This is a genomic window from Microbacterium sp. p3-SID336 (genome assembly GCF_025143365.1).
In the GTDB taxonomy this organism is placed as follows: domain Bacteria; phylum Actinomycetota; class Actinomycetes; order Actinomycetales; family Microbacteriaceae; genus Microbacterium.
Genome location: NZ_JALXPE010000037.1, coordinates 26,652 through 39,538, shown reverse-complemented (window position 1 = coordinate 39,538; position 12,887 = coordinate 26,652). Strand labels below are relative to the sequence as shown.

10 protein-coding genes are annotated in these 12,887 nt (G+C 71.1%); 7 read left to right on the top strand and 3 right to left on the bottom strand.

What is annotated here, in order from left to right; genetic code table 11:
* Positions 1-1,193 (top strand): RNA polymerase sigma factor (locus M3C17_RS12235; RefSeq protein ID WP_396820125.1); only part of this gene is annotated, 1,193 nt, incomplete at its 5' end.
* 96 nt (positions 1,194-1,289) lie between these two features.
* Here the strand turns inward: M3C17_RS12235 and M3C17_RS12230 are convergent.
* On the bottom strand, positions 1,290-1,562 hold the full coding sequence (locus M3C17_RS12230; protein ID WP_259978043.1) for a GlsB/YeaQ/YmgE family stress response membrane protein: 273 nt from the start codon (positions 1,560-1,562) through the stop codon (positions 1,290-1,292).
* A 160-nt stretch (positions 1,563-1,722) separates the two neighbouring features.
* A complete protein-coding gene (locus M3C17_RS12225) occupies positions 1,723-2,649 on the bottom strand; it encodes a Bax inhibitor-1/YccA family protein (protein ID WP_259978042.1) in 927 nt (308 codons plus the stop codon).
* Between the two features lie 90 nt (positions 2,650-2,739).
* On the opposite strand from M3C17_RS12225, the gene M3C17_RS12220 reads away from it, so the two are divergent.
* A complete protein-coding gene (locus tag M3C17_RS12220; RefSeq protein ID WP_259978041.1) occupies positions 2,740-3,726 on the top strand; it encodes a glycerophosphodiester phosphodiesterase family protein in 987 nt (328 codons plus the stop codon).
* Between the two features lie 10 nt (positions 3,727-3,736).
* Here M3C17_RS12220 and M3C17_RS12215 read toward each other — a convergent pair whose 3' ends face one another.
* Positions 3,737-4,135 (bottom strand): YccF domain-containing protein, encoded by a 399-nt coding sequence (locus M3C17_RS12215; RefSeq protein ID WP_259978040.1) that lies wholly within the window; start codon positions 4,133-4,135, stop codon positions 3,737-3,739.
* An 89-nt stretch (positions 4,136-4,224) separates the two neighbouring features.
* Here M3C17_RS12215 and M3C17_RS12210 point away from each other — a divergent pair, with 89 nt between their 5' ends.
* From M3C17_RS12210 to M3C17_RS12190, 5 genes are all read left to right on the top strand, one after another.
* Positions 4,225-5,265, top strand: coding sequence for an ABC transporter ATP-binding protein (locus M3C17_RS12210; RefSeq protein WP_259978039.1), 1,041 nt, complete (start codon positions 4,225-4,227; stop codon positions 5,263-5,265).
* Positions 5,262-6,281 carry an ABC transporter permease gene (locus M3C17_RS12205; protein WP_259978038.1) on the top strand — a complete coding sequence of 340 codons (1,020 nt, stop codon included), beginning with the start codon at positions 5,262-5,264 and terminating at the stop codon, positions 6,279-6,281. Before M3C17_RS12210 ends, M3C17_RS12205 begins: the two co-directional genes overlap by 4 nt.
* 172 nt (positions 6,282-6,453) lie before the next feature.
* Positions 6,454-9,570, top strand: a complete 3,117-nt coding sequence (locus tag M3C17_RS12200; RefSeq protein ID WP_259978037.1) for a lamin tail domain-containing protein — start codon at positions 6,454-6,456, stop codon at positions 9,568-9,570.
* 138 nt (positions 9,571-9,708) lie between these two features.
* On the top strand, positions 9,709-10,320 hold the full coding sequence (locus M3C17_RS12195; RefSeq protein WP_259978036.1) for a LysE family translocator: 612 nt from the start codon (positions 9,709-9,711) through the stop codon (positions 10,318-10,320).
* A gap of 88 nt (positions 10,321-10,408) precedes the next feature.
* Positions 10,409-12,871 carry an ATP-dependent helicase gene (locus M3C17_RS12190; RefSeq protein WP_259978035.1) on the top strand — a complete coding sequence of 821 codons (2,463 nt, stop codon included), beginning with the start codon at positions 10,409-10,411 and terminating at the stop codon, positions 12,869-12,871.
* The last annotated feature ends 16 nt before the right edge of the window (positions 12,872-12,887 follow it).

The following is a 12,887-nucleotide window of genomic DNA, read 5'->3' as shown; positions in this document are numbered from 1 at the left end:
TGGCGACGCTGACTCGCCTGGTGGGTGATTTCGGGCTCGCCGAGGATCTGGCGCAGGAGGCGCTGGTCGACGCCCTGCGGCAGTGGCCCGCGGACGGCGTGCCGCGCAACGCGGCCGCGTGGCTCACCGCCGTCGCCAAGCGCAAGGCGGTCGACGGCTGGCGGCGGCGCGAGCGCCTGGACGAGCGCCTGGCACTGCTCGCGCACGACCTGGAGCGCGAGCAGGCGGAGTCGAGCGAGCTGCCCTGGGATCCGGACGCGGTGGACGACGACGTGCTGCGGCTGATCTTCATCGCCTGCCACCCCGTGCTATCGAAGGAGGCGCAGGTCGCGCTCACTCTGCGCGTCGTGGGCGGCCTGTCGAGCGAGGAGATCGCGCGCGCGTTCCTGGTGCCGACCGCGACCGTGCAGCAGCGGATCGTCCGCGCCAAGAAGACTCTCGCCGCCGCCGGGGCTCCGTTCGAGGTGCCGCCGCGCGAGGAGCACGCCCAGCGCCTCGGCGCCGTTCTCGGGGTGCTGTACCTGATCTTCAACGAGGCGCATGCGGCCAGCAGCGGCCCGGAGTGGATGCGCCCCGAGCTGAGCGACGAGGCCATCCGGCTCGGGAGGGTGCTCGTGGCACTGATGCCGCGCGAACCCGAGGTGCACGGCCTGCTCGCCCTCATGGAGTTGACGGCCGCCCGTTTCCCTGCGCGGGTCGACGGCGACGGGGAGCCGGTGCTGCTGGCCGACCAGGATCGGCGGCGATGGGACCGCAGCCGGATCGCACGCGGCAGGGCAGCGCTCGCACGCGTCGACGGACTCGGGCGGGGGAGGGGCGTCTACGCTCTGCAGGCCGCGATCGCCGAATGCCATGCCGTGGCTGCGTCCGTGGACGACACCGACTGGGACCGGATCGTGCTGCTGTACGAGGCGCTCGGCCGCCTGGCTCCGTCCCCGGTCGTGGAGCTGAACAGGGCGGCGGCTGTGGCGATGGCGACCGGACCGGCATCCGCCCTGCGGATCATCGACGAGCTGGCCGCTTCCGGTGCGCTGCGGGGATACCACCTGCTCCCTGCCACGCGAGCGGAGCTGCTCCGGCGCCTCGGCCGGGAGGAGGAGGCGCGCAGCGAGTTCGCGGTCGCGGCGGGCATCGCGGGCAACGACCGCGAGCGGGCGCTGCTGCAGCGCAAGGCTCGCGGGGCGCGGGACTGACCGCCGACAACAGAAAGACCCGCCCCCAACGGGTGCTCTCGCAGCCGTTGGGGACGGGCGTGGTGACGCAGTGTGCGCGTCGAGTGGGGTCGTGCGTCAGTCGTTGACCCGCTGGCCACGGTTGACGATCAGGCCGTAGATCAGCAGCACGACGATCGAGCCGCCGATGGCGAGGAGCCAGGTCCCGAGGTCCCAGAACTCCGTGAGGGGACGGTTGAGGATCAGGCTGCCGAGCCAGCCTCCGAGCAGGGCGCCGACGACGCCGAGCAGCAGGGTGATGAACCATCCTCCGCCCTGCTTGCCGGGCAGGATCAGTTTGGCGATGGCTCCGGCGATGAGGCCGAGGAGAAGAAAGCCGAGAAAACTCATGGTCAGCTCCTTGTGTCGGGGCCCCGGGGTGCCGGGGCTTCGTGACATCCACACTGCCGCGTCGCCGGTGCGCATGCCAACCCCTTGCGCGCACCTCCCGGGATATGGCAAAGAGGCCCGCCTCCGCGGGGGAGACGGGCCTCTGTGCGACGGCGGGGCGTCAGTCGTTGCCGCGGACGATCGCGATGATCCGCAGGATCTCGACGTAGAGCCAGACGACCGTGACCATGATGCCGAAGGCGCCGAGCCAGCCGTACACGCGCGGAGCGCCGTTGCGGACGCCCTGCTGGATCTGGTCGAAGTCGAGGACCAGGGAGTACGCGGCCATGATCACGACGAGGACGCCGATGATCAGACCGAGCGGGATGCCCATGATCTCGGCGCTGTACATGCCGAAGGCCTGGTCGGCGGGCAGCACGCCCGTCCACATCAGGACGAGGTTCAGCAGCGAGAAGACCAGGTAGCCGATCATCGCGATCATGAAGATCTTGGTGGCCTTCTTCGACGCGCGGATCTTGCCGCTCGCGAAGAGCGCCAGGGTCACGCCGACGACCGACAGGGTCGCCAGGGTCGCCTGGAAGACGATGCCGGGCCACAGCACCTCGAAGTAAGAAGAGATGCCACCGATGAAGAGGCCCTCGAACGCGGCGTAGGCGAAGATCAGCGCGGGGCGGATCTTCTTGCGCGAGGTGAAGGTGATGACCATCGCCAGGACGAAGCCGCCGAGGGCGCCGACCATCCAGGGGAGGAGGTTGGGCTGGAAGGTGTTGTACGGGTCGCGCTCCGGGACCGACAGGCCGCCAAGCGTGAGCACCCAGCCGATGGCCGCGGTGACGAGCAGGATGCCGAACAGGCCGGCGGTCTTCCACACCGTGTCCTCGACGGACATGCGGTCGGTCTCGATGGCGCCGGCGGACGGCGCGGCGTACATCCCCTCGAGCTGTGCGTTGGCGGCGGCGTCAACGGCGCCGTGCTGGAACGACGCGCTCTGGGCGCCCTGAGCAGCCTGGGGTGCACCCGGGTAGGTCGCGACGTTGCGCGGGTCCTGCTGCTGGAACGCAGGATTGTTGAAAGCGAAGTTGCTCATTGGTGGGCCTCACTCCAAAGGGGGGTAGTAGGTCGCTTTCCTCCACGATACCCGCGCGGTGACGCTCCCGGGGTGTTCTACGCTGTGAGCGTGCCCAGGAAAACACCGCTCGTGATCGGGCATCGGGGCGCGCCCGGCTACCGTCCGGAGCACAGCAGATCGTCGTACGAGCTCGCCCTCGCGATGGGTGTGGACGCGGTCGAGCCGGACGTCGTGGCCACGAGGGACGGCGTCCTGGTGGTGCGGCACGAGAACGAGATCTCGGGCACGACCGATGTCGCCGATCACCCCGAGTTCGCCGATCGCAGGACCACCAAGCGGGTCGACGGCGAGGCGCTGACGGGCTGGTTCACGGAGGACTTCACGTGGGACGAGCTCTCCACGCTGCGCGGTCGCGAGCGGCTGCCCGCGGTGCGGCCGTCGAGCGCGAGCTTCGACGGCGCGCAGCCCATCCTGCGGCTGCGGGACGTGCTGGACCTGGTGCGGGAGGGGTCGGTCGCGCACGGCAGGGAGATCGGCGTGGTGCTCGAGGTGAAGCACGCGACCTACTTCGCGGGCATCGGACTCGACCTGGCGCCGCTGATCGACCGTGAGCTGCGCGATGCGGGATGGGCGCACGGCGAGCTGCCGCTGATCGTCGAGAGCTTCGAGTCGACCGTGCTCGGGCAGCTGCGTGCGCGCGGCATCGCGGCGACGTACGTGTACCTGATCGAGGCGGCCGGTCGGCCGTACGACCTCCTCGTCGCGGAGGGCAAGCGCGCGCTCACCTACCCCGAGACGGTCGAGCCGGCGGGACTGGACGCGCTGGTGGGGAGGGTCGACGGGATCAGCGTCGACAAACGGATGCTGCTGGCGCGCGGCAACACGATCGTCGCGGATGCGCACGCACGCGGGCTGGTCGTCTTCACGTGGACCTGTCGCCCGGAGAACGGCTTCCTCGCGAGCGAGTTCCGCGGGCCCGGCGGCAAGGGCGCCTTCGGGGACTACGAGGCGGAGTGGGGCGTGATCGCGCGGCAGGGCGTCGACGGCGTGTTCGTGGATCACCCCGACCTCGGGGTCGCGTTCTTCCGCGGCTGAGCCCGCCGCATCAAAGTGTGCGGTCGAACGCACCCTGCCGCGTCGAGACGATCTCCTTGCCGAGCGGCATCAGCGAGACGGGCACCATCTTGAAGTCGGCGATGCCCATCGGGATGCCGATGATGGTGACGCACAGCGCGAGACCCGAGACGATGTGGCCGAGCGCGAGCCACCAGCCGGCGAGGATGACCCAGAGCACGTTGCCGAGGAGCGAGCCGACCCCGGCGGTGGGCTTGGAGACGACCTCGCGGCCGAACGGCCAGATCGCGTAGCGCGCGATGCGGAACGACGCGATGGCCCAGGGGATCGTGACGATCGGGATGCACAGCAGCACGCCGGCGAGGAGGTAGCCCAGGAAGAGGGCCCAGCCGGCGAGGATGACCCAGATGATGTTGAGGATCGTGCGCATCCGACGATTGTGTCATCCGCCCACGACCGCGCCTGGGGATCCGCCCCGAGGACCCGGGCGGGCGTGGTCGTCGATGCCAGACTGACCGCATGACCGGAATATTGGTGCAGGACGTCAGCAGAGCCTTCGGCGCGGTGCAGGCCGTGCGATCGGCCACCCTCCGCGCGGAGCCCGGCAGGGTCACCGGACTCGTCGGGCCCAACGGCGCAGGCAAGACCACGCTGCTGCTGATGCTCGCGTCGCTCCTCGCGCCAGACACCGGCACGATCCGCATCGGCGGCGTCGACCCCCTGGAGGACCCGCTCGCCGCCAGGCGCCTGCTCGGCTGGATGCCGGATGCGCTCGGCGCCTGGCCGTCGCTGACCGCCCGCGAGACCCTCGTCACCACTGCACGGCTCTACGGCATCGCCCCGCTGGACGCCGCGCAGCGCGCCGAGCGGCTGCTGCACCTGGTCGGCCTCGCCGCGCTGGCCGACTCCCCGGCGAAGGTGCTGTCGCGCGGGCAGAAGCAGAAGCTCGGCCTTGCTCGCGCTCTCGTGCACGACCCGCAGGTGCTGCTGCTCGACGAACCGGCCTCCGGCCTCGACCCCGAAGCACGCGTGCAGCTGCGGGTGCTGCTCCGCCGCTTCGCCGCCGAGGGGCGCACGGTGCTGATCTCCAGCCACATCCTGTCCGAACTGGAGGAGGTCGTCGACGACGCCGTGTTCCTCGTGGCCGGTGCCGTGGTGGACGCGGCGCCCGCGCAGACCGCCGTGCGCGCCTGGCGCATCCGGCTGGCCGGCGCGACGCCGGAGCGCCTGAGCACCGACACCTGGCAGGTCGCCGCGCAGCTCGGCCTCGCGCTCGAGTCGCTCGCCGTCGACCGCGGCGCCGTGCTCGTGGGCTTCCCCGGGGAGGACGCCGCCGCGCACTCGCTGCGTCGACTCGTCGAGGCAGGCCTCCCGGTGGCCGAGTTCGCCCCCGCGCAGAGCGATCTCGAGCACACCTTCCTCCAGCTGCAGCATCCGGCCGCGGCGCCTGCGCCTGCGCCCGCAGCGGCGGGTCCGATCCCGCCTGCGCCTGCGGCTCCGACAGCTCCGCCGGCGCCGACACCGCCCGCAGCACCGAACGGAACGGAGGCGGGAGCATGAGCCTCGCGAACATCGGGATCATCGCACGCCTCGAGCTGACGCAGCGTCTGCGCAGCGTCGGCTGGTACGTGCTGCTCGCCGTCTTCGCCGTCGTGCTGCTCGGCATCACGGGCATGTCCTTCGCGGTCTACTCGTGGGGCGACGCGATCGGGGCCGGCGTCTACTCGATCGTGGTGAACATCGTGCTGCTGCTGGTCGTGCTGGTGTCGCCGACGCTCAGCGGCAACGCGATCAACGGGGACCGTGACGCGGCGACGCTCGGCGCGATCCAGGTCACGGCGGCATCGACGGGCGACATCATGCTGGGCAAGCTGCTGGCGGCGGTGGCGACCGGCGGCGCGTTCCTCCTGGTGGCGCTGCCGTTCCTCGCGCTGTCGCTGCTGGGCGGCGGAGCGAATCCGCTCGTGCTGCTGGTGTCGCTGCTCGTGCTCGCGGCGGAGATCGTCGTCGTGGCCGCGATCGGCGTCGGACTGAGCGGCCTCATCGCACGCCCGCTGTTCTCCGTGGCGACGACCTACCTGGTGGTCGCGGCGCTCGTCGTCGGCACGCTGATCGCGTTCGCGCTGGGCGGCATGGCCATCCGCAGCGAGGCGACCAGCTACAGCCGTCCGTACGACGCGAACGGCGACCCCGACTGCGACCGCTGGCAGGTCTCGACCACCTACGACGTGCCGCGCTTCGACCTGGTGTGGTGGGTGCTCGCCGCGAACCCGTTCGTCGTGCTCGCCGATGCGACCCCGACGGAGTTCGCGAAGGAGGGGTATCCGGTGGACCTGTTCGGGCAGATCAAGTACGGTCTGCGCAGCGCCCAGCAGTCGCCGCTGGAGCAGCGCTGGGACGAGTGCGATCCCGACGGTGGCTACCGCACCCCGCAGGAGGTCATCGAGTCCTCGGTGCCGAGCTGGTTCGTCGGCCTCGGGGTGCAGGTCGTGATCGCCGGTTCGCTGTTCGCCGGAGGATGGGCCCGCACGCGCACCCCCGCGCGTCGGCTGCCGCCGGGCACCCGCATCGCCTGAGTCCGGCGGGCTTCCTGGGATGCCGACGGGCTCCTTCGGGGTCTCGCTGGTGGGGTGATCGCCACCTGTCGTTCACCCGCCGTGCACCCGTGGGCCGCCGTCCGGACACGCGGGATCGGTGATCTGGGGGCGTACCCGTCTGCGCCTTCCCGGCCGAGCCCCAGGAGCCCTCATGCCCCGCCTGCAGCCTGCAGCGGCGGTCGCGGCGGCGTGCGCGTTGAGCGCCGCCGCCATGTCCGTCGCCCCCGTCGCCGCCGCCGAGGAGGTCCCGGCGCCGACCGCCGCATCCGGTCTCGTGCTCAACGAGATCGTCTACGACGACGCCGCGACCGGTCTCCCCGACCAGGTCGAGCTCTACAACGCCGGCCCTGCCCCCGTCGACCTCGCGGGCTGGACGATCGCGGACGAGAAGCGCGACAGCTTCGGCCAGGCTCCTGAGGGCACCGTGCTGGCTCCCGGGGAGTTCCTCGTGCTCGTCAAGGATGCCGACTTCCCCTTCGGCCTCGGCAAGGGCGACGAGGTCGTGCTCTTCGACCCGAACGGCACCGAGGTCGACGCGTACGCGTACGACAACACCGCGCCGCTGTCGGTGTGGGCGCGCTGCCCCGACGGCACCGGTGCCTGGGCGGCTGCGACCGCCGTCACTCCCGGCACCGCGAACGACTGCAGCGTGGCGCCCGTCGACGGCTCCATCCGCATCAACGAGGTCGACTCGCAGCCCGCCGACTGGGTGGAGTTCTTCAACCCCGGGACTGAGGCGCTCGACCTCACGGGCTATGAGATCCGCGACAACTCCGACGACCACCGATGGCGGTTCCCGGCGGGCACGCAGATCGCCGGCGGCGAGCGCCTGGTGGTGGACGAGGGCGCCGTCGGGATCGTGAACGGCGTCGACGCCGCGTTCCGCGACGCGATCGGCATCGGCAGTGCTGACCGGATCCGTCTCTTCGACGCCGCAGGCGCGCTGATCGACGACACTCTCCCGTGGCAGGCTCACGCCACGATCGACGGCGACGCGGCTGCGGCCACACTCGCCCGCTGCCCCGACGGAGTCGGCGCCTTCGTGCTCGCGTACGCCACCCCCGGTGCTCCGAACGCGTGCGTGATGCCGTCCGTGGCGATCAACGAGATCGAGTCGAACGGCGATGCCACCGACTGGGTCGAGGTCGCCAACACGGGGAGCACGCCGGTCGACCTCTCGGGCTGGACCGTGATGGACGGCGATCCGGCCGGACACGCCGCAGAGACCACGCCGCTCCCCGCGGGGACCGTGCTGCCGCCGGGCGGCTACCTGGTGTTCGACCAGCCCAGGGACTTCGTCTTCGGGCTCGGCAACGGCGACACCGTGACCCTCCGCGACGCCAACGGGAACACGGTGGACGAGCATGTCTACGCCGCGCACGCGGACGGCGTCTGGGCGCGCTGCCCCGACGGAACCGGCGACTTCGTCGACGCGGACGCGTCCACGAAGGGACTGCGGAACGCGTGTGGCAACCCGGTGCGCCTCAACGAGGTGGAGTCGGACGGCGGATCGCCGGACGACTGGGTCGAGCTCGTCAACCCCACGGCCGAGGCACTCGACGTCTCCGGCATCGTCGTGAAGGACGACGATGACGCCCACGCGTACACGATCCCCGCGGGCACCTCGATCCCCGCGGGAGGCTACCTGGTCATCGACCGTGCCGAGCTCGGCTTCGGTCTCGGTGGCGGCGACGCGGTGCGCGTGTTCGACGACGAGCTCCTCCTCGACGAGACGACCTGGGGCGAGGGCCACGCGGCCGCCTCGTGGGGGCGCTGCCCCGACACCACCGGTGCGTTCGCGCCGACCGCGGAACCCACGAAGGGCGCCGCGAACGTATGCGCGGGCGAGATCCCGGTGGGCGCCTGGCCCGGATCCGCGGAGGTGCGCGTGGTCGATGACACACCCGCCTTCCTGGAGGACAGCTCGGGACTCGACGTGCAGGAGACTCCGGACGGAGTCGTGCTGTGGGCCGTGGACAACGGCGAGGGCCGGATCTGGAAGCTGGACGCCCAGGCCGACGGCTCGGTGACCAAGGCCGACGGCTGGGACCAGGGCAAGCGCGTGCGCTTCCCGAAGGACGCGCAGAACCCGGGGGCGGCGGGCCCCGACACCGAGGGCATCACGGTCGACGGGGACGGATTCGTCTACGTCGCCTCCGAGCGTGACAACGGTGCGAAAGGCGTGAACCAGAACACGCTGCTGAAAGTGGACCCCGAGGAGGCGGCGGGCGACCTCGTCGCCCAGCAGCAGTGGGATCTGACCACGCTGCTCCCGGCGGTCGGCGCGAACCTCGGGGTGGAAGCCGTGCAGTGGGTGCCGGACAGCGCGCTGGCCGGTGCGCTGTTCGACGACACGACAGGAGCGGCGTACGACCCCGCGGTGCACCCGGGCCACGGCGACGGCCTCTTCCTCGTCGCCGTGGAGGACGACGGGCACGTATACGCCTTCGCGCTCGCGGCGGACGGCTCGGCCACGCTCGTGTCGGAGATCGAGCCAGGTCTGGCGGGGGTCATGGCCCTCGACTGGGACAGCGTGCGTGGCACGCTGTGGGCCGTGTGCGACGACGGCTGCCAGGGGCGTGCGGCGGAGGTCACTCTGAACGGCACGGCGGCCCCGGACGTCGCGCACTACGCCCGTCCGGCGGGCATGCCCGACATCAACAACGAGGGCTTCGCCACGGCGCCCGCGTCGCTGGCGGTGGACGGGCAGCGTCCGGTGTGGTGGTTCGCCGACGGCTTCGCCTCCCAGGCGCTACGGACCGGCACGCTGCCGGGCGGCGAGAACCCCGGCGGCGAGAACCCCGGCGGCGAGAACCCGGGCGGCGAGAATCCGGGAGGCGCGAACCCGCCGCTGCCCGGCAGTGCGCTCGTGGAGGGGAATCGGCACGGTGCGACGGTCGATCCGGCGGTGGCGGCCAGGGGGCAGGAGGTGACGGTCGCGGTGGGTGCGGAGTCCGCAGGCTCCGGGGTCGAAGTCTGGCTGTACTCGGAGCCGGTCCGTCTCACTGCAGGCACGCTGTCGTCGGCGGCCACGATCACGGTCACGGTTCCGGCGGACGCCGCGCTCGGCGCACACCGCCTCGCCGTGTACGCAGCCGACGGCTCCCTGGTCGGGTGGGCGGACCTGCGCGTGATCGCCGCGGCCGGAGGACTCGCCGCCACGGGCGCGGACCTGCCGTTCGCCGCCACCGCGCTCGCGCTGGGACTGCTCGTCGCGGGCGGCATCGCCGTCGCGCGGCGTCGCCGGCGCGGCGTCGGCGACGCCTGAGCCGCCCCGAGGGGTGCGCGGTGGTGCTCACCCCTCGGACCGGACGGCGGATGCCCGATTCCCGCACAGGGGTGCGGACGGAGCGCTGAACCGGTAGACAAGGAGTCCCGTGTCGACCACCGCAACGGAAGGGCTCGCGTGACGATCGCATTCCTGCTCACGACACTCGTGGTCGTGGCCACCCCGGGAACGGGCGCCGTGTACTCGATCGCGATCGGGATCTCCCAGGGCGCACGGGCGGGCATCGTCGCGGCGCTCGGGTGCACGCTCGGCGTCGTCCCGCACATGATCGCGGCGATCACCGGCCTCGCCGCGATCCTGAACGCGTCCGCCGTGGCCTTCGAGACGATCAAGTGGATCGGCGTCGCCTACCTCCTGTTCCTCGCCTGGCAGACCGTGCGCGACCGCTCGCTGATGCAGCCGGACGGCCAGGCAGCACCCGTGTCGATGTGGCGTGTGGTCCGCACCGCGGTGCTGATCAACCTGCTCAATCCGAAGCTCACGATCTTCTTCTTCGCCTTCCTCCCGCAGTTCGTGCCGGCCGGCGCTTCCGGCGGCACCCTCCAGATGGTCGTGCTCAGCCTCGTGTTCATGGGCGTCACGCTGGTCGTGTTCGCCGCCTACGGGGTCTTCGCCGCGTCCATGCGCACGCAGGTCCTCAGCCGGCCGAAGGTCATGGCGTGGCTGCGCCGCTCGTTCGCTGCGACGTACGTGCTGCTGGCCGGTCGCCTCGCGCTCGAGAGCCGCTAGGCGTTCTTCCCCGAAGGTCGTGAACGCGGGTCGCGGGGGGTGGCGACCGCGCCGTGATGTCGGTGCCGCCGCCTAGACTCGTATGGTCATGACCGAAGCCCCTCTCATCGTCCCCGGAACCGCCGGCCCGCAGTCCTCCGGCACCCCCGCACAGGACGAGCTCCTCGCCGGCCTCAACCCGCAGCAGCTCGAGGCCGTCACCTATCGCGGCCCCGCGCTGCTGATCGTCGCCGGCGCCGGCTCGGGGAAGACGAGCGTGCTCACACGCCGTATCGCCTCCCTCCTGCGCAGCCGCGAGGCATGGCCCAGCCAGATCCTCGCCATCACCTTCACCAACAAGGCCGCCGGCGAGATGCGCGAGCGCGTCGAGGGCCTGATCGGCGACGCCGCTCGCGGCATGTGGATCTCCACGTTCCACTCGGCCTGCGTGCGCATCCTGCGTCGCGAGGCGCAGCAGTTCGGCTTCACGAAGAACTTCACGATCTACGACTCGGGGGATTCCCGCGCACTGCTCAAGCGGCTCGTGAAGGAGCACGAGGCCGACGCCTACGGCCTCACGCCCGCCGCCGTGCAGGGGCGGATCTCCAAGCTCAAGAACGAGCTGTCCGACGCCGAGGCCTACGCCCGCCAGGCCAACATGTCCGATCCGGCGGAACGGGTCTTCGTCGAGGTGTTCGCCGACTACCAGCGACAGCTCCAGCGCGCCAACGCCTTCGACTTCGACGACCTCATCGGTCAGACCGTCTACCTGTTCCGCGCGTTCCCGCAGGTCGCCGACACGTATCGCCGCCGCTTCCGGCACATCCTCGTCGACGAGTACCAGGACACCAACCACGCGCAGTACGCCCTCATCCACGAGCTCACCCGCCCGGTGTCCGGCGTCGGATCGGCTCCTGACCCCTATGCCTCGAACGGCATGATGATCTTCGAGCCCGACCCGGAGCCGCACGGCGCCGGCGAGCCCGGGGCCTCCCTCACGGTCGTCGGCGACTCCGACCAGTCGATCTACGCGTTCCGCGGGGCCGACATCCGCAACATCAGCGAGTTCGAACGCGACTTCCCGGGGGCGAAGGTGGTCCTGCTGGAGCAGAACTACCGCTCCACGCAGAACATCCTCTCGGCCGCGAACGCCGTGATCGGCAACAACTTCGACCGCAAGGACAAGAAGCTCTGGAGCGACAAGGGCGACGGGGACGCCATCATCGGCTTCACCGGGTACTCGCAGCACGACGAGGCGCAGTTCGTCGCCGACGAGATCGAGGCGCTGCACCGCAAGGGCATGCCGTACTCCGAGATGGCCGTGTTCTACCGCACGAACTCCCAGTCCCGTGCGCTGGAGGAGATCTTCATCCGCTCGGCCGTGCCGTACAAGATCATGGGCGGCACCAAGTTCTACGAGCGCGCCGAGATCAAGGACGCGCTCGCGTACCTCGTGGCTGTCGCCAACCCGGCCGACGAGATGGCGGTGCGCCGCATCCTCAACAAGCCGCGGCGCGGGATCGGTGATGTCACGGAGACCGCGATCGCGCGCTTCGCCGAAGAGCACGGCATCACGTTCCGCGAGGCGCTGTCGGTGCCGGGTCAGCTCGGCGTCGGCCCCAAGATCCAGGCCGCGATCGCGCAGCTCGACGCCGTGCTGACCGAGGCCACCGCGATCATGCTGCCACCCAGCGGCGAGGTGCCGCCGTCGACCTCGGTGGCCGACGGGCTCAGCGTGCTGCTGTCGAAGAGCGGGTACCTCGACGCGCTGCGCGCCAGCCGTGATCCGCAGGACGAGGCCAGGGTCGAGAACCTCGACGAGTTCGTCGCGGTGACGCGCGACTTCGCGCGCAACAACCCCGAGGGCACCATCACCGACTTCCTCACCGAGGTGGCGCTGGTGTCGGACGCCGACGACCTGGACGACGAGTCCGGCTCGGTGTCGCTGATGACGATGCACACCGCGAAGGGGCTCGAGTACGACGCGGTGTTCGTCACCGGAGTCGAGGAAGACCTCATCCCGCACCGCATCTCGGCCGGCGAGCCCGGCGGCCCGCAGGAGGAGCGGCGGCTGTTCTACGTCGGCATCACCCGCGCCCGCAAGCGCCTGCACCTGTCGCTCGCGATGACCAGGGCGCAGTTCGGCGAGGTCACGGTGGCCATGCCGAGTCGGTTCCTGCAGGAGATCCCCGCCGCGCTCATCGACTGGCGACAGTCGCCGGGAGACGTCAACTCGCGCGGCGGCATGCAGTCCCGCGCTCTGAACGCCCGGCGCTCCGGTGGCTTCGGCTCCGGCTCGGGGGACCGCTTCGGCGTGAAGCCGCTGCCACGGGAGTCGCTCAAGCCGCTGTCGACTGCGATGGACAAGTTCCCCAACCGGGTCACGGCCAAGATGCGCGACAACGGCGACCTCGAACTCGCCGCGGGGGACCGCATCCGGCACGTCGACTTCGGCGAGGGTCGCGTGGACGCGGTGACCGGCGAAGGGGCGAAGCGCATCGCGCACGTGCGCTTCGACAGCGCGGGGCAGAAGAAGCTGCTCATCAAGGTCGCACCCATCGAGAAGCTGTAGCCGAGGACGACGGGCC

Coding starts and splice junctions, on each gene's coding strand:
- M3C17_RS12225 (WP_259978042.1), bottom strand. CDS start 2,649: ATGAGCAACTTCGCTTTCAACAATCCTGCGTTCCAGCAGCAGGACCCG.
- M3C17_RS12215 (WP_259978040.1), bottom strand. CDS start 4,135: ATGCGCACGATCCTCAACATCATCTGGGTCATCCTCGCCGGCTGGGCC.
- M3C17_RS12190 (WP_259978035.1), top strand. CDS start 10,409: ATGACCGAAGCCCCTCTCATCGTCCCCGGAACCGCCGGCCCGCAGTCC.
- M3C17_RS12200 (WP_259978037.1), top strand. CDS start 6,454: ATGCCCCGCCTGCAGCCTGCAGCGGCGGTCGCGGCGGCGTGCGCGTTG.
- M3C17_RS12210 (WP_259978039.1), top strand. CDS start 4,225: ATGACCGGAATATTGGTGCAGGACGTCAGCAGAGCCTTCGGCGCGGTG.
- M3C17_RS12230 (WP_259978043.1), bottom strand. CDS start 1,562: ATGAGTTTTCTCGGCTTTCTTCTCCTCGGCCTCATCGCCGGAGCCATC.
- M3C17_RS12205 (WP_259978038.1), top strand. CDS start 5,262: ATGAGCCTCGCGAACATCGGGATCATCGCACGCCTCGAGCTGACGCAG.